Source organism: Kribbella sp. NPDC050470 (assembly GCF_044458365.1).
GTDB lineage: Bacteria > Actinomycetota > Actinomycetes > Propionibacteriales > Kribbellaceae > Kribbella.
Genome location: NZ_JBITHV010000013.1, coordinates 149,058 through 170,599 on the forward strand (window position 1 = coordinate 149,058; position 21,542 = coordinate 170,599).

At 69.0% G+C, this 21,542-nt stretch carries 16 protein-coding genes; 12 read left to right on the plus strand and 4 right to left on the minus strand.

Annotated features, from left to right (window positions below):
- Nucleotides 1-12: 12 nt before the first annotated feature.
- Nucleotides 13-3,591 (minus strand): S8 family peptidase, encoded by a 3,579-nt coding sequence (locus ACIBGM_RS36345; protein WP_396388126.1) that lies wholly within the window; start codon nucleotides 3,589-3,591, stop codon nucleotides 13-15.
- Between the two features lie 221 nt (nucleotides 3,592-3,812).
- Here ACIBGM_RS36345 and ACIBGM_RS36350 point away from each other — a divergent pair, with 221 nt between their 5' ends.
- The gene (locus ACIBGM_RS36350) at nucleotides 3,813-4,241 is read left to right on the plus strand and encodes a Fur family transcriptional regulator (protein ID WP_396388127.1); all 429 of its coding nucleotides are present in this window, start codon (nucleotides 3,813-3,815) and stop codon (nucleotides 4,239-4,241) included.
- A gap of 22 nt (nucleotides 4,242-4,263) precedes the next feature.
- Nucleotides 4,264-6,453, plus strand: coding sequence for a catalase/peroxidase HPI (gene katG, locus ACIBGM_RS36355; RefSeq protein ID WP_396388128.1), 2,190 nt, complete (start codon nucleotides 4,264-4,266; stop codon nucleotides 6,451-6,453).
- On the opposite strand, the gene ACIBGM_RS36360 is transcribed toward katG, so the two are convergent.
- On the minus strand, nucleotides 6,440-6,859 hold the full coding sequence (locus tag ACIBGM_RS36360; RefSeq protein WP_360537262.1) for a PPOX class F420-dependent oxidoreductase: 420 nt from the start codon (nucleotides 6,857-6,859) through the stop codon (nucleotides 6,440-6,442). The two genes, katG and ACIBGM_RS36360, sit on opposite strands and share 14 nt — an antisense overlap.
- A gap of 110 nt (nucleotides 6,860-6,969) precedes the next feature.
- On the opposite strand from ACIBGM_RS36360, the gene ACIBGM_RS36365 reads away from it, so the two are divergent.
- Nucleotides 6,970-8,244, plus strand: a complete 1,275-nt coding sequence (locus ACIBGM_RS36365; protein ID WP_396388129.1) for a DUF1800 family protein — start codon at nucleotides 6,970-6,972, stop codon at nucleotides 8,242-8,244.
- 9 nt (nucleotides 8,245-8,253) lie between these two features.
- Nucleotides 8,254-9,504 (plus strand): DUF1501 domain-containing protein, encoded by a 1,251-nt coding sequence (locus tag ACIBGM_RS36370; RefSeq protein ID WP_396388130.1) that lies wholly within the window; start codon nucleotides 8,254-8,256, stop codon nucleotides 9,502-9,504.
- Here ACIBGM_RS36370 and ACIBGM_RS36375 read toward each other — a convergent pair.
- Nucleotides 9,490-10,755 (minus strand): ATP-binding protein, encoded by a 1,266-nt coding sequence (locus ACIBGM_RS36375; protein WP_396388131.1) that lies wholly within the window; start codon nucleotides 10,753-10,755, stop codon nucleotides 9,490-9,492. The two genes, ACIBGM_RS36370 and ACIBGM_RS36375, sit on opposite strands and share 15 nt — an antisense overlap.
- A gap of 32 nt (nucleotides 10,756-10,787) precedes the next feature.
- Nucleotides 10,788-11,456, minus strand: a complete 669-nt coding sequence (locus tag ACIBGM_RS36380; RefSeq protein WP_396388132.1) for a response regulator transcription factor — start codon at nucleotides 11,454-11,456, stop codon at nucleotides 10,788-10,790.
- 342 nt (nucleotides 11,457-11,798) lie between these two features.
- Here ACIBGM_RS36380 and leuA point away from each other — a divergent pair, with 342 nt between their 5' ends.
- The 8 genes from leuA to ACIBGM_RS36420 all read left to right on the plus strand — a co-directional run bounded on the left by leuA (nucleotide 11,799) and on the right by ACIBGM_RS36420 (nucleotide 21,512).
- Complete coding sequence (gene leuA, locus ACIBGM_RS36385) at nucleotides 11,799-13,472, plus strand: 2-isopropylmalate synthase (RefSeq protein WP_360537274.1); 1,674 nt, start codon at nucleotides 11,799-11,801, stop codon at nucleotides 13,470-13,472.
- A gap of 241 nt (nucleotides 13,473-13,713) precedes the next feature.
- Nucleotides 13,714-14,814, plus strand: coding sequence for an ABC transporter permease (locus tag ACIBGM_RS36390; RefSeq protein WP_360531654.1), 1,101 nt, complete (start codon nucleotides 13,714-13,716; stop codon nucleotides 14,812-14,814).
- Between the two features lie 4 nt (nucleotides 14,815-14,818).
- On the plus strand, nucleotides 14,819-15,721 hold the full coding sequence (locus ACIBGM_RS36395; protein WP_360531651.1) for an ABC transporter permease: 903 nt from the start codon (nucleotides 14,819-14,821) through the stop codon (nucleotides 15,719-15,721).
- A 5-nt stretch (nucleotides 15,722-15,726) separates the two neighbouring features.
- On the plus strand, nucleotides 15,727-16,809 hold the full coding sequence (locus tag ACIBGM_RS36400) for an ABC transporter ATP-binding protein (RefSeq protein ID WP_360531648.1): 1,083 nt from the start codon (nucleotides 15,727-15,729) through the stop codon (nucleotides 16,807-16,809).
- On the plus strand, nucleotides 16,806-17,861 hold the full coding sequence (locus ACIBGM_RS36405) for an ABC transporter ATP-binding protein (RefSeq protein WP_360531645.1): 1,056 nt from the start codon (nucleotides 16,806-16,808) through the stop codon (nucleotides 17,859-17,861). The genes ACIBGM_RS36400 and ACIBGM_RS36405 overlap by 4 nt, the downstream gene beginning before the upstream one ends.
- Nucleotides 17,861-18,064: a hypothetical protein gene (locus ACIBGM_RS36410; protein WP_360531642.1), complete on the plus strand. Its 204-nt coding sequence runs from the start codon at nucleotides 17,861-17,863 to the stop codon at nucleotides 18,062-18,064. Before ACIBGM_RS36405 ends, ACIBGM_RS36410 begins: the two co-directional genes overlap by 1 nt.
- Before the next feature lie 72 nt (nucleotides 18,065-18,136).
- The gene (locus tag ACIBGM_RS36415) at nucleotides 18,137-19,996 is read left to right on the plus strand and encodes an ABC transporter substrate-binding protein (protein WP_396388133.1); all 1,860 of its coding nucleotides are present in this window, start codon (nucleotides 18,137-18,139) and stop codon (nucleotides 19,994-19,996) included.
- A gap of 58 nt (nucleotides 19,997-20,054) precedes the next feature.
- Complete coding sequence (locus ACIBGM_RS36420) at nucleotides 20,055-21,512, plus strand: GNAT family N-acetyltransferase (RefSeq protein WP_396388134.1); 1,458 nt, start codon at nucleotides 20,055-20,057, stop codon at nucleotides 21,510-21,512.
- Nucleotides 21,513-21,542: the final 30 nt, after the last annotated feature.

A 21,542-nucleotide genomic window follows, 5' to 3' on the forward strand; every position in this document is an offset into this window, starting at 1 on the left:
GCGGTGGGCAAGTCACCGCACGTGCCAGGCCTTGTCGATCCGCTGCACGATCCGGTTGCCCGCCCGGTCGGTCGACGTGACTCGGAGCGTGGCGTCGGTCCCGGCAGTCGCCGCGGGCAGCTTGGCGCCGACCGTGCCGTGGCCCCGGTAGACCAACGACAGCGGTTGCCAGGTCTTGCCGTCGTACGACACCTCTGCGGTCGTCCGGAAGCGGCCCGGCCCGTTGGCGCCCGGCTGGTACCCGGGCGTCAGCTCGAGCCACGAACCACCAGCAGCCGGTACGGCGTTGTCGCTGTCCGCCTGCAGCGCGTACTCCACCTGCACCAACGGCAGCACAGCCTTCGACTTCGCCGTACCCGACCTGAAGGACCACTGCGTGCTCGTGCTCGTCGACGTGTCCGCCCAGGTGTTCGGCGTGCGCGTCACATCCAGGCTGAGCTCGTACGACGCCGTGCCCGGAGCCACCGGGAAGTCGGCGACCGACCAGTTCTTCCGGCCGACCTCGATTCCGTTGCGACGCAGCACCAGCATGGTCTGCTCGCGCCAGTCGTCACTCCAGCCGTACGTGCTCAGGTCACCGCTCACGTACTGCGGGATGGCCATCCGGATCGCGTCCTCGTACCGCGCCACGCCCATCCCGTCCACTGCGGGAACGGCCGGCCGGCTGATGGCACGCCACCATTGCTGCGTAACGTGCTCACCCTTCCGGTAGGTCCGCGGGAGGCTGTACTCCTGCCCGGTCGCGTTCTCGAACCCACCGATCAGACTGCTGGTCCACTGCGTCTCCGGCTCGTCGCTGGCGAGGTAGTCCGTCCGCGTGGTCTTGTTCTCGATCTGCTCGATCACCTCGTAACCGACCGAGAGCGTGCTCGGATAGGCGGTCTGCGCGTTGACGTGGGCGTGCTCGGTCACGTTGCTGACTTTGAACGTGTTGGTCACCACGGTCGGCCGGAGCTTGGCGAAGTCGTAGCGCAGCGGACCGCGCACCTCCGACGGCGTGGCCGACAGGTCGTACCGGTAGGTCGGAGTGGCTATACCGCTGACCCGGAGCGTCACCGGACCGGTCTGCATCCGGTCCAGCAGGCGGAAGGCATCCGCCGACTCGAGCGCATACCCGGGAAGCTCAGCGCTGGTGCCAGGGTCGTAGTAGCCACCCTGCTTGCGGTACAGCAGGGCAAACTTCGCTCCGGCGGCGGCCGCCGCGTTGAGTTGCTCGTCGACTGGCGTCGTCGCCGATTGCCGGATCATCACGACCTTGCCGGCCACCTGGTCCAGCTCACCCGGCCGGGCCTCACCGCCGTCGACCAACGCCAAATCCGCGTTGCCTTGAAAGGCCTTGCGGTACGTCACCGGAACCGGTGACGGCAGCCGGTACCCGTCGGGACCGGTCACGTCGGCGGTCAGCAGCGGCTGCCGCAGGTTCCATCGCTGGATGACCTCGAAGCTGCCGGTACGGACGCGATCGAAGTCCTGCACGTACACGTGATCGAGGTAGTTGTAGTGCGCCCAGCCGCCGAAAGCGGACCGGTCGCCGAGCTTTCGGCTCCAGGCCAGCCCGGCCATGGCGACGTCGGCCGGCTGCGGCGTCTTCATCTGCACCTCGTGCGCCTTGCGAGCGTCGAGAGTCACGGCGCGGTCGCCGTCCAGGCGCAGCTCGGGTTCGCCGACCAGCGTCATCGTGTCGACGAACTCGGCCTCGTCGTAGCTGAAGACGAAGGCGAAGAGGCTGTACCGGCCGGCGGGCGCCGCCAGCGTCGCCGTCCCGTTGACGAAACCGGCCTCCTGCACCTTGCCGCTGTCGAGGTTCCACAGGGCGACGCTGCTGGCCGGCAGACCGCTCGACTGCACCGGCTGTCCATCCCGGTCGATCCCGTGCACAGTCAGCGTCTGCAGCGGACCGCCGGCCTTGAAGCCGATCCCGGTCCGGTACGACGTGTTGCCGGAGCGCGCTCGCAGTGTGCCGGAGTACGTCCCCGTCTTGGTCTTGGCCAGGTCGAGCCGGACGGTCGCCGTACCTGACTGTCCTGGCGCGAGGCGAAGTCTGCTGGGGCTCACCGTCAGCGCCGGACGGATCCCGTTCGGCGTCACCAGGTCGAGGGCGAGGTCCAGCGTGACTGTCTTCCGGCCGGTGTTCGTGTAGGTCACCTGACGCTCGACCGGCGGCGGAGCCTCACCCGACCAGGACAGGTCGCCGAAGGAGAGGCTGGCCAGGTCGCTGGTGAGGTCGCTGTCCAGCGCCTCGTCGGCATCGATCCGGCCGAGGCCCTGCGCGACGATCGGTTCGTCCCGCGCCGGACGCGCCGTACCGGCCAAGGCTGCTTTCAGCTGGGCGCCGGTCCAGTCCGGGTGGCGCTGGGCGAGCTGGGCAGCGACGCCGGCCGCTTCGGCGGCGGCCATCGCCGTACCGTTCATCGACGTGTGGTGCTCGCTCAGGTTGTGGCCGGCGTTGGTGCCGGTGGCCCGGGCCGCCTCGACGTTGACGCCGAGTGCGGTGACCTCGGGCTTGAGCGCGCCGTCGACGCGCAGGCCGCGGGAGGCGGTCGACGAGACGTTGCCGTCGGCATCGACGCTGCTGACGGTCAGAGCGGTTCCGGCGGCTGCGGGGAAGCCGATGAACTCCTCCCGGCCGCTGTCCCCGGCCGGGACCACGAACAGCACGCCCTTCGACTTCGACAGCCTGTCGATGGTCTGGCTCAGCGGGTCGGTGCCGTCGGAGGGAATCGAGCTGCTCAGGCCGAGATTGATGACGCGGGCGCCCTGCTCGACGGCCCACTCGATGCCGGCGATGGCTTCCGACTCCGTGCCGCTGCCGGTGTTGTCGAGGACCTTGCCGACGATCAGGTCGGCGCCGGGTGCCACGCCCTTCCGGCTGCGGTCGACGCTCCCGATGCCGGCGATCACCGAGGCGGTCGCCGTACCGGCGCCGTGGCCGTCCTGGACCGACTCACCGGGGAAGAAGCTGGCCTCGGCGACGACCTGGTTCGCGAGGTCGGGGTGGCGGGCGTCGTACCCCGTGCTCAGTACGGCGACCTTCACGCCGCTGCCGTCGTACTGGCTGCCCCTGGCCTGCGCTGCCTTCGCCTGGGCACCTGTCGGGCTCGTGGTTGCCGCACGGGTCCGGGCGTCGAGCCACAGCTTGCCCGGCGACCGCTTGGCGGCGAACGACTTCCAGAACCCGCGCGCCTGGGACTTCTCCGCCTCGGCGTCGATGACCGGCAGGCGCTTGGTATGCGCGTCGTCGTAGCCCTGGGCAACGAGTTGGGTCAGGTTGAACAGCCGCGGGTCGACCGTCCCGGACTGGACGTGCCGGTAGGCCGCCGCCGGTACGACGGTCAGCTCGCCGCCGTTCTCGCTGGTGAAGTACCCGGCGTTGCCGAGCAGCCTCGCGGAGTGCCGTCCGCCGGGCTGGGTGGTGTACTCGGCGACGTCGCCGGTCACCAGGGTGATGCGGTAGGTCTGGGCGCTGAGTGGGCTCCCGGGTTGGCCAGGAGGGGGTGGGGGCGCCGCCGCGGTGGTGGTGACCGCGGACATCGCCAGCACGGCAGCGGTCGCCGCCGCCACCAGCGCGGCGCTGAGACGTGATCGGGGCACGATGAGAAACCTTCCGGGGACCTGACGGGCGCAGGACCCTCGGTGCAGAACCCTGACAGTTGCCTCCGGCCCGTTCCATGGTGCGGGATGACCAACACCCGTCATGACCGGATCCAGTCAGCGGGCAAGATCCTGCCAATGACGGGAAGGTCTTTGGATTGATTTCCGACATTCGTACGGAGATCTTGACCGGTTCCAGATCGGGCGGAAGACTGCGAGATGTGGACGTCGACGGCGATCTCCACCAGTCGTTGCGCAGCGTCGCGCTCCGGGTCACCCGGCCGCGGGTGGCCGTACTCGCCGCTGTGTACGCGAACCCGCACGCCGACACCGACGCGATCATCCGGGCCGCCCGGGAGGACCTCCCGGACGTGTCCCACCAAGCGGTGTACGACGTACTGCGCGCCCTCACCGACGTCGGCCTGGTACGGCGGATCCAGCCGGCCGGATCGGTGGCACGCTACGAGGCCCGGGTGGGCGACAACCACCACCACCTGGTCTGCCGGTCGTGCGCTGCGGTCGTCGACGTCGACTGCGCCGTCGGCCATGCGCCGTGCCTGACCGCGTCCGACGACCACGACTACCTGATCGACGAGGCCGAGGTCGTCTACTGGGGCCTGTGCCCCGCCTGTGCCGCCATCGATTCCTGACCTCAGCACCGAAAGGTTGAGCATGTCCGACACGTCCGGTGTAACCCACCACGGCAGCGAGAGCGAGAACCCGGTCATCGACGCCCCGACTCCGCGGGCGACCCGGCCGCGGACGAACCAGGACTGGTGGCCGAACCAGCTGGATCTGTCCATCCTGCATCCGCACGCGACCAAGTCGAACCCGATGGAGGACGGTTTCGACTACCCCGCGGAGTTCGCGAAACTCGACGTCGACGCGCTGAAGGCCGACATCGTCCAGGTGATGCGGACGTCGCAGGACTGGTGGCCGGCCGACTTCGGCCACTACGGTCCGCTGTTCATCCGGATGAGCTGGCACGCGGCCGGCACCTACCGGATCGAGGACGGCCGCGGCGGGGGCGGTGACGGCTCCCAGCGGTTCGCGCCGCTGAACAGCTGGCCCGACAACGCGAACCTCGACAAGGCCCGCCGGCTGCTGTGGCCGGTGAAGCAGAAGTACGGCCGGAAGGTCTCCTGGGCCGACCTGCTCGTGCTGGCCGGCAACGTGGCCCTGGACGACATGGGCTTCCGCACGTTCGGTTTCGGCTTCGGCCGCGAGGACATCTGGGAGCCCGAGGAGATCTACTGGGGTCCGGAGGACACGTGGCTCGGCGACGAGCGCTACAGCGGTGACCGTGAGCTGCACGGCGCCCTCGGTGCGGTCCAGATGGGCCTGATCTACGTCAACCCCGAAGGACCCAACGGCAACCCGGACCCGATCGCCGCGGCGCGCGACATCCGCGAGACGTTCCGCCGGATGGCGATGAACGACGAGGAGACCGTCGCGCTGATCGCCGGTGGACACTCGTTCGGCAAGACCCACGGCGCCGGTCCGGCCGACCAGGTCGGGCCCGAGCCCGAGGCCGCGCCGCTGGAGGCACAGGGCCTCGGCTGGCACAGCGGCTACGGCACCGGCAAGGGCAGGGACACCATCACCAGCGGGCTCGAGGTGACCTGGACGAGCACGCCGACCCAGTTCGGGAACGGCTTCTTCGAGAACCTCTTCGGCTACGAGTACGAGCTGACGAAGAGCCCGGCCGGCGCCCACCAGTGGGTCGCGAAGGACGCCGAGGAGAACGTGCCCGACGCGCACGTGCCGGACCTCAAGCACCGCCCGACGATGCTGACCACCGACCTGGCGTTGCGCGTCGACCCGATCTACGGACCGATCTCCCGGCGCTTCTTCGAGAACCCGGACGAGTTCGCGCTGGCCTTCGCCAAGGCCTGGTACAAGCTGCTGCACCGCGACATGGGCCCGGTCTCGCGATTCCTCGGCCCGTGGGTCCCGGAGCCGCAGCTCTGGCAGGACCCGGTCCCGGCAGTCGACCACGAGCTGATCGGCGACGCGGACGTGGCCGCGCTCAAGGAGCAGATCCTGGCCTCCGGTCTGTCCGTCACGCAGTTGGTGTCCACCGCCTGGGCGGCCGCGGCCAGCTTCCGTGGCACCGACAAGCGCGGTGGTGCGAACGGCGCCCGGATCCGGCTCGAGCCGCAACGCAGCTGGGAGGTCAACGAGCCGGCCGAGCTGGCGAAGGTGCTGCAGGCGCTCGAGAAGATCCAGCAGGAGTTCGGGAAGCCGGTGTCGCTGGCCGACCTGATCGTGCTCGCCGGTGGCGCCGCGGTGGAGCAGGCTGCGCGGAACGCGGGCCACGACATCACCGTCCCGTTCCACCCGGGCCGGACCGATGCTTCGCAGGAGCAGACCGACGTCGACTCGTTCGCCGTACTCGAGCCGCGGGCGGACGGTTTCCGCAACTACCTCAGGGACGGGGAGAAGCTCTCACCGGAGACGCTGCTGCTCGACCGCGCGTACATGCTGACCTTGACCGCTCCGGAGCTGACCGTCCTGGTGGGCGGGCTGCGGGCGATGGGGGTCGGCCGTGGGCAACACGGGTTCTTCACGGACCGGCCGGGGGCGCTGACCAACGACTTCTTCCGGAACCTGCTCGCTCCCGGGGCGGAGTGGAAGACGTCGGAGTCGGAGGAGAACGTCTTCGAGGTCCGCGATGTCGCGACCGGCGAAACCAAGTGGACGGCGACTCCGGTCGACCTGGTCTTCGGCGCGAACTCGCAGCTCCGGTCGCTGTCGGAGGTCTACGCGAGCGCGGACGCGGAGGACAAGTTCCTGGCCGACTTCGTCGCCGCCTGGGTCAAGGTGATGGACCTCGACCGCTTCGACCTCAGGAAGGGGTAGGCATCCCGTAGGCGTGGTCGATGGTCATCGACAAGACCAAGCGTTTGTCGGTGACCATCGCCCGGCGGTACTCGTCCCAGTCCGGGTGCTCGCCGGACGCGGTCCGGTAGTAGTCGACGAGTTCCTCGACCACGTCGTCGTACGGGTCTGCGGCGACCGGGCTGAGCTCGGCCTTTCCTTCGAGGACGAGGTACGAGCGGCCGCCGGGCCCGTCGACGTACAGGCTGGCGCGCGGGTCGCGGCGCAGGTTCTTCGTCTTCGCGCGGTCGTCGGTGAGCGACACCCGGAGCCGCTCGCCGTCGAACACGTAGGTGACGTTCGACAGCTGCGGCCGGCCGTCGCGCTTCAGCGTGACCAGGACACCGAGGCCGTGGGTGCCGATCCGGTCGGCGAGATTTCGCGTCATACGAGAAGCTTAAGAATTCAAGCACGCTTGAAGGCAACTCGACCTGTGGGTTGGCTGAAGAAAGCCTGCGGAAGGTGGTCCGGGCGGGGTCCGCCGGAAACCATCGGGGGATGAGCGAGATCAGCGAGCGGGCCGCGGTGCGGCGGCTGAACGATCGGCTCGGGTTCGGGCCGGCGCCCGGTGAGCTGAGCGCCGGGTACGACGAGACCGTGCGGCGGCTGCTGGGGCCGGGACCCGATGCGGCCGCCAACGCGTTCGCGCCACCGACCGGGCTCGAGCCACCGGCCAAGGCCGCCTCGAAGAACGCGTCCAAGGACGAGAAGAAGGCGGCGGCGCGGCAGCGGGCCGGGCAGGAGCGGAAGCTGGCCGTCTGGTGGCTGGACCGGATGGTGGCGAGCCGGACCGCGAGTGAGCGACTGACCTGGTTCTGGCACGGGCACTTCGCGACCAGCAACCAGAAGGTCCGCAACGCGGCCTGGATGCTGGCCCAGAACCAGACCCAGCGGACGCACGCCCTCGGCCGGTTCGGTGACCTGGCCCAGGCGATGGTCGTCGACACCGCGATGATCCGCTGGCTCGACGGGCAGCGGAACCGCCGCGGCACGCCGAACGAGAACCTGGCCCGCGAGTTTCTCGAGCTGTTCACCCTCGGCATCGGCCACTACACCGAGAAAGACGTCGCCGAGGGCGCGCGCTGCCTGACCGGCTGGGTGCTCAGGCCGAAGGCGACACTGCAGCGGCGGCGCTTCGACGCCGGCTCCAAGACTCTGTTCGGTACGACGGGCAACTTCGACGCCAAGGGGTTCGCCGTACTCGCCTTGAGTCAGCCCGCGTCAGCGGGGTTCGTGATCGGGCGGCTGTGGTTCCGGCTGGTGTCGGCGACTCCGCCGGACGCGGCGACGGTCGCGCGGCTGGCGAAGGCGTACGGTCCGTCGCGTGACGTGCGGTCGTTGCTGACGGCAATGGTCGCAGAGGCGGCGTTCCGGGATTCGGAGTCTGCGTTGGTGAAGCAGCCGGTCGAGTGGGCGGTCGGCCTGATGCGGGCGCTGGGCGTCCAGCCGGGGAAGCTGCCTGAGAAGGACCAGACGAAGCTGCTGGCCGGGCTTCGCGGGATGGGGCAACTGCCCCTCCGGCCGCCGAGTGTTGGCGGCTGGCCGTCCGGTGCCAGTTGGTTGACGACGTCGGCCGGCCTGACGCGGCTGCAACTCGCACAGCATCTGGTGAAGCAGGCTGAGCTGCCCGCCTTGTCGCTCGACAAGGTGGCCACGCTGCTCGGCGTCGACGGTTGGTCCGCCCGGACGAAGGCGGCGCTGGCCGGTGTGAAGGATCCCGCGCAGTTGACGGCCGTTGCCGCCTGCGCACCCGAGTACGTGGTCAGCGGCTAAGGAGGACTGATGGACAACCTGACCAGACGACGGTTTCTGACCCTGAGCGGTGTCACTGCTGCCGGTGCGCTGGCCGCAGGGGCGACCCAGGTGAACTGGTCCGACCTGATGGCCGCAGCGGTCGACGATCCGTTGCCGAGCAACCAGTCCGTGTTGGTGGTCATCACGTTGTACGGCGGCAACGACGGACTCAACACGGTGGTGCCTGCAGGCGATCCGGCGTACCAGAAGGCACGGCCGGACCTCGCGTACCAGCCGGACGAGGTGCTCGAGCTGGGCGATGGTCTTGGGCTCAACCCGGGAATGACCGGGCTGAAGGGGTTGTGGGACGACAAGAGACTCGCGATCGTGCGCGGCGTCGGGTACCCGGAACCCGATCGCAGCCACTTCCGGTCGATGGCGATCTGGCAGACCGCGGCGCCGAAGTCGCCGGTTCCGTCCGGCTGGCTCGGGCGGTGGCTGGACGCGACCGGCGCAGACCCACTCCGAGCCGTCTCCGTCGAGCCGACGCTGCCGCCTCTGCTGGCGGGTGAGACGACTGCTGCTGCGTCGCTGCCGTTGCGCGGGCTTGCTCTGCCCAAAGGTGCGCTTGGTACGGCGTACGCCGCGCTGGGCGAGCCGAGTCCGGGGGAGGGGCGCTGGCAAGCGCGGGCTGCGAAGTCGGTCCAGGACCTGCAGAACGCAACGCGCGTCCTGGGCCAGGCACTCCGCACCGGACACGAGCAGGAGGACGAGGAAGACGAGCAACGGACGCAAGGCGCGTCCGCCGGCGGCACGTCCCAACTAGGCGCCCAACTCGACCTGATCGCCGGCCTGATCGAGGCCGGCGTACCGACCCGCGCCTACTCGGCTTCCTTGGGCGGCTTCGACACCCACGCCGACGAACGAGGCACCCAGCAACGCCTCCTCACCGAGCTGGACAAGGCCCTGACCCCCTTCACCCACCGCCTGCACAAGACAGACCGAGGCCGCAACGCCGTCGTCCTCGTCTACTCCGAATTCGGCCGCCGAGTCCAGGCCAACGGCAGCGACGGCACCGACCACGGCACGGCCGGCCCAGTGTTCGTTCTCGGAGACAAGGTCACCGGCGGCTTCTACGGCGCCCAACCAAGCCTCACCGATCTCTCCAACGGCGACCTGAAAGCCTCGACCGACTTCCGCGACGTCTACGCCACCGTGCTCCGAGACGTCCTGGGCGCCGACCCCGGCCAAATCCTCGCCGACCACCAAACCACCATCGACGGCCTACTGCGGGTTTGAGTGGTGCGGGAGGGTCAGGTGGAACGCGGCGCCTCGGTGGCCGTCTGCTCGGTCCGTGACGGTCAGGTCGCCGCCGTGGGCGCGAACGATGCCTCGGGCGATTGCCAGGCCCAAGCCTGCGCCGCTGCTCTGCGGACCGTGGACCAACCGGTGGAAGATCCGCTCCCGCACCTCCACCGGGACTCCCGGGCCGTCGTCTTCCACCAACAGGCGCGTCGGACCGACTGCGATCTGGATTGAGTGGGCGCCCGCCTGGCGAGCGTTGTTGAGGAGGTTGGCCAGGACTTGTGCCAGCCGCTCGGGATCCGCGGTCACCGTGGCGGAACCGGCGACATCGATGGTGCGGTCGGGGGCGACCAGGCGGAGGCGGGAGGCTTGGGCGTCGGCCAGGTGACGAAGGTCGACCTGGGCGAGGTGCAGTTGGAGGCCGGCGTCGATTCGGCTGAGCTCGAGCAGGTCGGCGACCAGGGTGCCGGCTCGGCGGGATTCGCGGACGAGGAGGAGTTCGAGCTCCTCGCGGCGTGAAGCCGACGCGTCGGGGCCAAGCTGGATGAGGGTTTCGGCCGCGGTCTGTAGACCGGCGACCGGGGTTCGCAGCTCGTGCGCGGCGTCGGCGACGAACTCGCGCATCCGGTCCTCCGACCGGCGGGCAGTCCGCTCCGCGCCCTCCAGCGCGTCCAGCATCTCGTCGAAGGCGGCCGCCGTACGCCCGAGCTCGGTGTCGGCGCGCTCCGGCTGCAACCGGCCACCGCGCCGGCCCGCCGCGATCGACCGAGCGAGACCGGTCATCGCATCCAGCGGGGCGAGCGCGAACCGCATGCCGATCACCAGCGCGAGCGCTGTGATCAGAATCGCAGCCGCACCAGACACCAACAACACATTGCGCAGCCGCGCGCTCGCATCCGCCAGCAACGCGGTGTCCGCCGACAGCAGCAACGTCGCACCACGAGTCCGCTGCCCGGCCTGCAACGTCGCCCGCACCTGGCGCACCGTCCCGCCCGGATCCACCGGCGGCGCACCGAGCTGCTGCCCCGACCGCAGGATCAGCGTGACCCGGACCCCGTCGGCGTCGATCCGCCGTACTAGGTTGCCTGGGGCAACGTTCTGCCGCGCAAGCTGCTGCGCCAGCTGAGCCCGCCCGGTCAGCAACGAATCCAGACTGCGCTCGGCCTGCGCGTCGAACACCGCCTTGACCGTCAACCCGGTCACCGGCAGCACCACCAGCAGTACGGCGATCGCCGTCAACGTCACCCGAACACGGAGCGACGCCGTACGCAACGGCCTCACGACGGAGGCCGCAGGACGTAGCCGGAGCCGCGGACGGTGTGCAGCAACCGCGGCCCGTGCGCCTCGAGCTTCCGGCGGAGCGCGCTCACGTGGACCTCGACGAGGTTGGCCGCGTAGTCGTCGTAGCCCCAGACGGCAGTCAGCAGTTGCGTCTTGCCAACGACCTTGCCGCTGCGGCCAGCAAGAAACGCGAGCAGCTTGTACTCCGTCGCCGTCAGCTCGATCGCCTCCCCGCCGCGCCGTACCAACCCCGCCTCGACGTCGACCGCCAGGTCACCCACCTCCAGCACGGTCCGGAGCCGGCCCATCCGCCGAAGCAGCGCCTCCACACGCGCGATCAACTCGGCCAGCACGAACGGCTTCACCACGTAGTCGTCAGCACCGGTCCGCAAACCATGCAGCCGGTCCTCGACACCGTCACGCGCGGTCAGCAGGATCACCCCGGCGTTCGACGTCTCCCGAGTGACGGTCAGCAACTCGAACCCGTCCCGCCCGGGCAGCATCACATCGAGCAGCACGAGATCCGGCCGGTACTCCGCCAGTTCCCGCTCGAACCCGTCGCCGTCCGCCCGGGTCCGGACCGAGTGACCGGCCTCGGCCAGCGCGATCCCGACGCCGGTCCGGATCGGTTCCGCGTCCTCGACCACCAGCACCCGGGCCGCCATCCGGCCATCCTTGCACTGCCAGGCGCCGGTTCCGCAGCCGCTCCGCCGGGTTCTTCAGGACATCTTCAGGCCGGCCCCGTCACTCTGCGTGTCTCGGCCGGCGGACCCCTGGTTCGACGGGCCAGGGGGTTTGTGCTTAGACTCACTGGCATCATGCGGCACCAGCTTCTCCTCCTTCGCTGCCGCGGCGAGGCCTGACAAGGCCGGTTCCCTCGCCGCGGAGTCTTGACGTACGCCGGTCGTCCTCACGACCCCAGCTCGTATCGATAGAACGCAGCACCTCCCGAGGAGAACCCCGTGGCACCGAAGAACCAGCCCAAGCCCGTCCAGCAGCCGTCCGGGATGCCGATCCAGCGCTACCGCGCGTTTCCCCCGATCGACCTGCCGGACCGCACCTGGCCGGCGAAGTCCGTCGACAAGACCCCGCGCTGGCTGTCCACCGACCTGCGGGACGGCAACCAGGCCCTGGTCGAGCCGATGTCGCCGGCCCGCAAGCGGCGGATGTTCGACCTGCTGGTGAAGATGGGCTACAAGGAGATCGAGGTCGGTTTCCCGAGCGCCAGCCAGTACGACTTCGACTTCGTCCGCAGCCTGATCGAAGAGGACGTCATCCCCGACGACGTCACGATCTCGGTGCTGACCCAGGCTCGCGACGAGCTGATCGAGCGCACCGTGCAGTCGCTGCAGGGCTCGCCGAAGGCGACCATCCACCTCTACAACGCGACCGCGCCGCTGTTCCGCCGGGTCGTGTTCAACGTGGACAAGGCCGAGTGCCTGAACATCGCGGTCCGCGGCACCGAGACAGTGATGAAGTACGCCGACGACATGCTGAGCGACTGCGAGTTCGGCTACCAGTACAGCCCGGAGATCTTCACCGGGACCGAGCTGGAGTTCGCGCTCGAGGTGTGCGAGGCGGTCAGCGACCAGTGGCAGCCGGGCGAGGGCCGGGAGATCATCCTGAACCTGCCGGCCACCGTCGAGATGTCGACGCCGAACGTGTACGCCGACCAGATCGAGTGGTTCGCCCGCAACCTGACCCGGCGCGAGCACAGCACGATCAGCCTGCACCCGCACAACGACCGCGGCACCGCGGTGGCCGCCACCGAGCTGGCGCTGATGGCCGGCGCGGACCGGGTCGAGGGCTGCCTGTTCGGCCACGGCGAGCGGACCGGCAACGTCGACCTGGTCACGCTGGGGATGAACCTGTTCAGCCAGGGCATCGACCCGCAGATCGACTTCGCCGACATCGACGAGATCCGCCGTACGGTCGAGTACTGCACCCAGATGCGGGTGCCGGAGCGGCAGCCGTACGCCGGCGACCTGGTCTACACCGCCTTCTCCGGCTCCCACCAGGACGCGATCAAGAAGGGCCTGGAGGCGCTCGACAAGCAGGCCGCGGCCGAGGGCAAGCCGGTCTCCGAGATCGCCTGGGAGGCGCCGTACCTGCCGATCGACCCGAAGGACGTCGGCCGGTCGTACGAGGCGGTCATCCGGGTCAACTCGCAGTCCGGCAAGGGCGGCGTCGCCTACATCATGAAGTCGGAGCACCGGCTCGACCTGCCGCGCCGGCTGCAGATCGAGTTCAGCCGGGTGATCCAGCAGCACACCGACTCCGAGGGTGGCGAGGTCAACCCGCAGCACATGTGGGACATCTTCGCGGCCGAGTACCTGACGCCGGGCAAGCTGTCGCTGCTGACGGTCAACTCGTCGTCCGCTGAGGGCCAGGGCGACCAGCTCCGCGTGCAGGTGTACTCGAACGGCGTGCCGCACGAGCTGGTCGGCGAGGGCAACGGCCCGGTGTCGGCGTTCGTGGACGCGATCAAGCCGCTGAAGTACGACGTCCGGGTGCTGGACTACCACGAGCACGCGCTCTCGGCCGGCGGTGACGCGCTGGCCGCGGCGTACGTCGAGTGCGAGGTCGGCGACGAGGTCTACTGGGGCGTCGGCCGCGACGCCAACATCCTCACCGCCTCCCTGAAGGCGGTCGTCTCCGCCATCAACCGCGCCACCCGCTGAGCACCGGGCACCCCGCTGCCCGTCTCGAAGTCGCCCGTCACCCAGCGCAATGGGTGACGGGCGACTTTGGCGTGCGGTGACCGCCGGATTGCTCACTGTGGGCAACGTTGTCATGATCCGTTGACTCGGTGTCTGTGAATGCGCAGACTATCGTCACTGCGCGCAGCACCGTGTAAGGCATGGAACCTTAGTAAAGCGTGAAACCGGGGGCCTTTTCGTCGGTAGTCGCTGGAGGTGAGCTGTGGGCGGTGCGGTAGACACACCTGCGGAGAAGCCCGTCGAACGGGCGGCCCAGGAGGCCAGACCCTCGGCCCCGAAGCGATTCGTCCAGTCCTGGCTGGTCCGGCGGATCGCGAAGGCGGTGCTGACCGTCTTCATCGTCACGACCGGCACGTTCTTCCTGGTCCGGCTGCTCCCGGGCAACCCGGTCGACACCTACATCCAGACCACGATCGCGCAGACCGGCATGTCGTACCAGGACGCCGCCGCGCAGGCGCGCAACCTGTTCTCGCTCGACCCCGACGAACCGCTGATCCAGCAGTACTTCACGTACATGGTCAACCTGCTGCACGGCGACTTCGGGAACTCGCTGCTGTCGCCGGGCACGACCGTTGCCGAGATCATCAAGAGCTACCTGCCCTGGACGCTGTTCTCGGTCGGCGTCGCCACGATCGTCAGCTTCGTCATCGGCATCGTGGCCGGGATGATCATGGCCTACCGCCGGGAGAGCTGGATCGACCACACGCTCAGCTCACTCGGGTCCCTGCTGCACGCGATCCCGAACTACATCCTCGCGATCCTGATCGTGGTGTTCCTCGGGGTGAAGCTGCAGGTGTTCAACCTGACCCAGGCGCGCGGCTCCTACACACCCGGCGTGGAGCCGTCGTTCAGCCTGAGCTTCCTGAACGACATCTTCTACCACGCGATGCTGCCGATCCTCGCCTACACACTGACCACGGTCGGGTCCTGGGCGCTGGTGATGAAGTCGTCGACCGTGGAGACGCTCGGCGAGGACTACGTGACCGTCGCCCGGGCGCGTGGCCTGACCGACTCCCGGATCCGGACCGGGTACGTCGGGCGCAACGCCGTACTGCCGTTGTTCAGCGCGCTCGCGGTGTCCCTCGGCTTCGTCGTCGGCGGCTCGATCTTCGTGGAGCGGATCTTCGGCTACCAGGGCATCGGGTACAGCCTCTACAACGCGGTCTCGGCCCGCGACTACCCCGTCCTGCAAGGGATCTTCCTGGTCGTCACGATCTCGGTCGTGGTCGCCAACCTGCTCGCCGACGTGCTCTACAGCCGGCTGGATCCGCGGGTCCGGGTCGGCTCGAAGGCGAAGGGGTGACGCCATGGCCGACGTCGTGACCGCCGGAGACGTCACCGCAATCGGTACGACGAGCGTCTCCCGCTTCAGCGGAATCCTTCGTTCGCTCCGGCGCAGTCCGGCCGGCTTCATCGGGTTCGCGATCGTGGCGTTCCTGGTGCTGGTCACCGCGATCGGGCCGTTCTTCACGCCGGAAGTGACGCCCAACGTGAAGGAGATCCTGCTGCCGTCGGGGTCGCCCGGGCACCTGCTCGGGACCGACAACGAGGGCAAGGACGTGCTGATCCAGATGATCGGCGGCGGCCGGACCGTCATCTTCGTCGGGTTCTTCGCCGCGGCGATCTCGACCGCCCTGGCGATCGTCCTCGGTTCGCTGGCCGCCTACCTCGGCGGCTGGGTCGACTCGGCCGTCGTGACCGCGGCCGACGTCGTCCTGACGATCCCGCAGATCGTCCTGCTCGCGGTCCTGGGGGCGATGTTCAGGCTCGACTCGCCGATCCTGCTCGCGCTGCTGGTCGGCGGGCTGTCCTGGCCGGTGCTGACCCGGGCGGTGCGGGCGCAGGTCCTGTCGCTGAAGGAACGCGAGTTCGTCGAGGCGGCCCGGCTGCTCGACCTCGGCACGGCCCGGGTGGTGTTCGTCGAGATCCTGCCGAACATGGCCAGCTTCATCCTGATGAACTTCATGATCGGCGTGACGAACGCGATCTACCAGCTGGTCGGCCTCTACCTGCTCGGCCTGGCCCCGCTGACCGGATCGAACTGGGGGATCATGCTCAACCGCGCGTGGATCGCGGGCGCCGTGTTCAACGACGCGAGCCTGGCCTGGATCCTCGCCCCCGTCGTCGCGATCGTCCTGCTGCTGCTCGGATTGGTGATGATGACGAGATCCCTCGAGGAAATCCTCAACCCGCGCCTCCGGGACGGGTGATCGCGATGACAACGACGCCATCGAGTCCGTCTCGCGCGGTGCGGGGCCAGGGCAAACCGTTGCTGTCCGTCCGCGACTTCAAGGTCGAGTACCGGACCGGCTCCGGCGGCACGGTGCAGGCCGTCCGCGGGATCGACCTCGATCTCTATCCGGGCGAGAGCCTTGCGCTCGTGGGGGAGAGCGGGTGCGGGAAGACCACGTTCGGTCTCGGTCTGCTGCGCCTGCTGCCTCGGCTGGGCCACGCCACCGGCAAGGTGATCCTCAACCGCGGCGACGGCACGGAGGTCGACGTACTCGGCCTGGACGGGCGCGACCTGCGGCAGTTCCGCTGGCGGGACGCGGCGATGGTCTTCCAGGGCGCGATGAATGCCTTCAACCCGGTGCTGAAGATTCGCGCGCACATGCACGACACGATGCGTGCGCACACCAAGGCGAGCCGGCAGGAGATCGAGGACCGGTCCGGCGAGCTGCTCCGGCTGGTACGGCTGGAACCGGCGCGGGTGATGGACTGTTACCCGCACGAGCTGTCCGGCGGGATGCGGCAGCGGGTGCTGATCGCGATGAGCCTGCTGCTCGAGCCCGAACTGCTGATTCTCGACGAGCCGACCACCGCGCTCGACATCCTCACCCAGCGATCGGTCGTCGACGTGTTGCACGAGGTGCGGGAGCGGCTCGGCTTCTCGATGATCTTCATCTCCCACGACCTGTCCCTGGCCGCTGAGCTCGCCGGCCGGGTCGCGACCATGTACGCCGGCCGGATCGTGGAGACCGGTGGCGTCCGCGACCTGTTCTACGGCCCGCGCCACCCGTACACGGTCGGGCTGATCAAGGCCGTCCCGCCGATCGTCGGCGACCTGCCGGACCTGGAGTCGATCCCGGGCGGACCGCCGAGCCTGGCCGCGTTGCCGTCCGGGTGCACGTTCAACCCGCGGTGCCGGTTCGCCACCGACGAATGCCGGAAGGACGACCCGCCGCTGTTCCCGGTGACCGACCGGCAAGGCGATGGCCATCAGGCGGCGTGCATCCACTGGAAGGACGTGCAACTGGACCGGATGGTGCGGTCCGAGGGCTTGGGGACGGCGTCATGAGCGCCACGGAAACCGTTGCGGAGGCCGCCGCCGAGAGCCGCACACCACTGATGCGGCTGGATCGCGTCAGTCAGGTGTTCGACACCAAGGCCGGGCCGATCCGCGCGGTCGACGACGTCGATCTGTCGATCAACCCCGGTGAGGTGCTCTGCCTGGTCGGCGAGAGCGGCTCCGGCAAGACCACCGCCGCCCGGGCGGCGGCCGGCCTGACCCGGCCGAGCGACGGCACGGTGGCCTTCGGCGGAACCGACATCTGGTCGATGAACCGCCGCGAGTTCGGCACCTTCCGGCGCAGCGTGCAGTACGTCCACCAGGATCCGTACGCATCCCTGAACCCGACCCGAACCGTCCAGCAGACGATCACCGCCCCGCTGCTCAAGCACGGTGTGGTCAAGGGCGCGAAGGCGGCCGCGGAGCGGGCGGCCGAGCTGCTGGCCAAGGTCGACCTGACCCCACCGGAGAACTACCTCTCGAAGTACCCGCACCAGTTGTCCGGTGGACAGCGCCAGCGGGTGTCCGTCGCCCGGGCGCTGACCCTGGACCCGAAGATCATCATCGCGGACGAGTCGACCTCGATGCTCGACGTGTCCATCAGGATCAGCGTGCTGGCCATGCTGGGCCGGCTGCGCGACGAGCTCGGCGTCGGGTTCCTGTTCATCACCCACGACCTGGCGATCGCGAAGTACTTCGGCTGGCACGGCAAGACCGCGGTGATGTACCTGGGCCGGATCGTCGAGCTCGGCCCGACGCCGAAGATCATCAACGCGCCGACGCATCCGTACACCCGGGCGCTGATCGACGCGATCCCCGAACCCGATCCCGACCTGACCAGGACCAAGGGCGCCGGCTCGCTGCGCAGCCTCGAGATCCCGAGTCTCGCGAACCTGCCGGCCGGATGTTCGTTCCATCCGCGCTGCCCTCGGTCGGAGGCCGGACTGTGCGACGGTGCGGTGCCCGACCTCGTCGAGATTCGTCCCGGGCAGTCTGCCGCGTGCCACGTGGTGGTCCGCGACGGCGTCGGCGCCGACCGCCCGGACGGAGCGGCCCGTTGATGCCACCCGGGGTCGGCCGCGCGGCGCTCGGCTGGGCGGCCTTCCTCGTCCTGGCCAGCGTGGTCCTGCTGATCACGCTGACGCCGGGGACGCCGGAGTTCGTCGTCACCTTGTTCACCTTGTGTTTGGGCCTGCTCCTGGGCCTGCTCGTGGTCGCCGGGCTGGTCTGGACCCGGCAGCGGGACAAACGCGAGGGCGGTTAGCAGTACGTCGTACGTCGTACCAGCAGTGCCTGACCACGCGGGCGTGCGGTCATCTTCAGGAAAGGACGAAGGATGAGTCCCACCGGCACCAACGATTCCGGCCCGAACTCCCCGGGCGCGAGCGCCCTGACCAACTCGATCTCCCGGCGGCACGTACTCCAGCTGTTCGGCATCGCCGGAGTCGGTGTTGCCGGCGTCGGGTCGCTGGCCGCGTGTTCGCCGAGTACGCCGAACAGCACCAGCGAGAGCGGGAGCTCCGGCAACAAGGAGTTCCACGGCGCGTACCCCTACCAGCTGCCGCCGAAGGGGCACTTCAACCTGGGAGCCGGTGTCCTCGACGGCGTCCAGCAGCTGAGTCCGTACCTCGACCTGATCTACCCGAGCGGCGCCATGTACTACTGGGCCGACAAGAAGTACGAGTACATGATGGCTGAGTCCAGCTCGCTGGACGAGGCCAACAAGACCTACACCATGAAGCTGCGGTCCGGCCTGACCTGGAGCGACGGCGCGCCGGTGACCGCCAAGGACGTCGTGTCGACGTTCAACCTGCACTGGCTGATGCGTCAGCAGTCGTGGACGTTCCTGTCCGACGTCAAGGCTCAGGACGACACGACCGTCGTGTTCACCATCGGCACACCGTCCACGGTGCTCGAGCGCTACATCCTCCGGGCGCCGATCCTGCCGGCATCGGTCTACGGCGAGTGGTCGACCAAGGCCGAGACGCTGCGCAAGGCCAAGGCGAGCCTGGACGCCGGCGACGGCAAGAAGCTGAACGGCGACTTCCAGAAGTTCCGCCCGGAGAACCCGGTCGTGTCCGGGCCGTTCAACTACGACCCGAAGAGCATGACCACCGCGCAGATGACGCTGGTCAAGAACGACAAGGGCCTGTTCGCCGACAAGATCGGCTTCAGCAAGGTCGTGCTGTACAACGGTGAGACGTCGGACATCACGCCGGTCGTGATGAACAAGGACGTCGACTACGCGACGCACGGCTTCGCGGTGGCGAGCGAGAAGTCCTTCCAGTCCAACGGGTTCCGGGTCCTCCGTCCGCCGGTGTACTCCGGGCCGGCCCTGTACTTCAACTACACCACTCACCCCGAGCTGGCCGACGTCCGGGTCCGGCAGGCGATCGCGTACGTGCTGGACCGCAACGAGAACGGCACGGTCGCGCTCGGCGACTCGGGCAAGGCCTGCAAGTTCATGGCCGGCTTCTCCGACATCACCGTCCCGGACTGGGTCTCCGACGCCGACCAGAAGAAGCTGAACAGCTACGACAAGGACCTCGACAAGGCCAAGCAGTTGCTGCAGCAGGCCGGCTGGGTGCAGTCCGGTGGTAAGTGGATGCTGCCGTCCGGCAAGCCGGCGGCGTACGACATCAAGTTCCCGACCGAGTTCGCGGACTGGAACCCGGCGGCGACCAACGCGGCCGACCAGCTGAACAAGTTCGGGTTCAACATCACCAAGCGCGGCGTCACCTTCACCCAGCAGGAGCCGGACGTGCTGGCCGGCAAGTTCGACATCGCCATCCAGGCGTGGGGCGCGTCGAGCCATCCGCACCCGTACTTCTCCTACGTCCAGGACCTCTACCGGTTCAACTACGTGCTGGCGGCGAACCAGGGCGGCAAGGGGATGAACTTCCCGCTGAAGCAGACCACCTCGGCCGGTCCGATCGACCTGCAGTCCGTGGTGGACAAGTCGGCCCAGGGCCTGAACCTCGACGAGCAGAAGAAGAACATCACGGCCGCGGCGCTGGCGTTCAACGAGCTGCTGCCGATCATCCCGCTGTGGGAGCGCTACGGGAACAACCCGGCGCTGGAGGGCGCGCGGGTCGCCAAGTTCCCGGCGGACGACGATCCGATCCTGAAGAACGCGCCGTACGCCGACAACTTCGTGATCATGGGCCTGTACCAGGGCAAGATCACCCCGGCCTGACACTCGTCCGGACGGAATTCGGTGGTGGGTGAACCGTTGAGCTGGTTGGCTCGGCCGGGTGATCAGCGTTCGCGAGATCGACCCGGCCGACCTGGCCCTGTTCGACGAGTGGTACGACGCGCTGCGGGCCGGCGTGGTCGCGGGCCGCGAGGCCGCGATCGTCGTCGGCCGGGAGGCGCTCGGGTTCTCGCTGCGGAACCCGGGACCGCTGAAGCGGCGGCTCGCGGTCGGCGCGTTCGAGGACGACCGGGTGCTCGGCGCGATGCTGTTCGAGTACCGGCTCACCGACAACCTGGACACCGTCGAGGTAGAGATCGACGTACCGCCACAGCATCGGCGCCGCGGCATCGGCACGGCGCTGTGGCAGTGGGCGGTCACACGGTCGGCGCAGCTCGGGCGGACCATCTTCCAGACCGAGATCGGTGTCCCGTCCGAGCCGTGGCCGGGCGCGGCGTTCGCGGCTCGACTGGGCTTCTCCGTCGAGCATGTGGAGGACCACATCGTCGTCCCCCTGCCGTACGACGAGGTGCGGCTCGACGAGTTGCGTCGTACGGCGGGGGTGCTGGACGGGTATCGCCTGACCTCGTGGGCCGGTGTGTGCCCGCCGGAGCACCAGCAGGCGTACGCCGATCTGCACACCGCGATGGATCACGACGTGCCCACCGGCGGGATGACGCGCGAGGTGGTGCCGTGGACGGTGGAGAAGCTGCAGGCGAGTGAGCAGCGGATCGACCGGAACTACCTGGCGCTCGTCACGATGGCGCACACGCTGTCGGGAGCGCCGGCCGGCTACACGTTGATGTATCTGCCACGCGCGGACGCCTCGCATGCGCAGCAGGACGACACGCTGGTACTGCGGGAGCACCGCGGGCACAACCTGGGCATGCACCTGAAGCTCGCCAACCTGGATCAGCTGGCGAAGCACCGGACGAAGCAGCGCTACCTGCACACCTGGACGGCGCAGTCGAATGGCGCCATGCAGATTGTCAACAATCGGTTCGGGTTCCAGGTGGTCGAGGAGCATCGGGAGCTCGAGCTGACCTATCCACGGCTGCGCCCCGCCGCCCGCGCGGTCGTCCTGGACCCGGCCGACCGGGTGCTGCTGGTCCGTTTCGAGTTCGACAGCGGACCGCTGTGGGCGACGCCGGGCGGCGGTCTGGAGGCGGGGGAGTCGTTGCGGGACGGCCTGCATCGCGAGTTGCAGGAGGAGATCGGCCTCGACGCGCCGGCCGACCCACCGCACCTCTGGCACCAGGAAGTAGTTGCCGAGGGCCACGCCGCTGGGTACGACGGCGTCATCAACGACATCTTCCTGGTCCGCACCGACCCGTTCGCCGTCGGCGGCACCATGACGGATGAAGAGCTCCAAGCCGAGAACGTCCACGGCCACCGCTGGTGGACCCTCCCTGAGCTCCAGTCCCACAAGGGCCGCTTCGCCCCCCGCAACCTCCCCGCCCTGATCGAAGACCTCCTACGCTCCGGCCCACCCACCACCCCAACCCCCCTCGGCCTGTGAACCTCCGGCACGGCGCCCGCGCGCCCTCAT

Excerpts from the sequence above, each read along its gene's own strand:
- ACIBGM_RS36365 (WP_396388129.1), top strand. The coding sequence starts at position 6,970 with ATGAGCGAGATCAGCGAGCGGGCCGCGGTGCGGCGGCTGAACGATCGG.
- ACIBGM_RS36380 (WP_396388132.1), bottom strand. The coding sequence starts at position 11,456 with ATGGCGGCCCGGGTGCTGGTGGTCGAGGACGCGGAACCGATCCGGACC.
- ACIBGM_RS36370 (WP_396388130.1), top strand. The coding sequence starts at position 8,254 with ATGGACAACCTGACCAGACGACGGTTTCTGACCCTGAGCGGTGTCACT.
- ACIBGM_RS36415 (WP_396388133.1), top strand. The coding sequence starts at position 18,137 with ATGAGTCCCACCGGCACCAACGATTCCGGCCCGAACTCCCCGGGCGCG.
- ACIBGM_RS36405 (WP_360531645.1), top strand. The coding sequence starts at position 16,806 with ATGAGCGCCACGGAAACCGTTGCGGAGGCCGCCGCCGAGAGCCGCACA.
- ACIBGM_RS36395 (WP_360531651.1), top strand. The coding sequence starts at position 14,819 with ATGGCCGACGTCGTGACCGCCGGAGACGTCACCGCAATCGGTACGACG.
- ACIBGM_RS36410 (WP_360531642.1), top strand. The coding sequence starts at position 17,861 with ATGCCACCCGGGGTCGGCCGCGCGGCGCTCGGCTGGGCGGCCTTCCTC.
- ACIBGM_RS36360 (WP_360537262.1), bottom strand. The coding sequence starts at position 6,859 with ATGACGCGAAATCTCGCCGACCGGATCGGCACCCACGGCCTCGGTGTC.
- katG (WP_396388128.1), top strand. The coding sequence starts at position 4,264 with ATGTCCGACACGTCCGGTGTAACCCACCACGGCAGCGAGAGCGAGAAC.
- leuA (WP_360537274.1), top strand. The coding sequence starts at position 11,799 with ATGCCGATCCAGCGCTACCGCGCGTTTCCCCCGATCGACCTGCCGGAC.
- ACIBGM_RS36400 (WP_360531648.1), top strand. The coding sequence starts at position 15,727 with ATGACAACGACGCCATCGAGTCCGTCTCGCGCGGTGCGGGGCCAGGGC.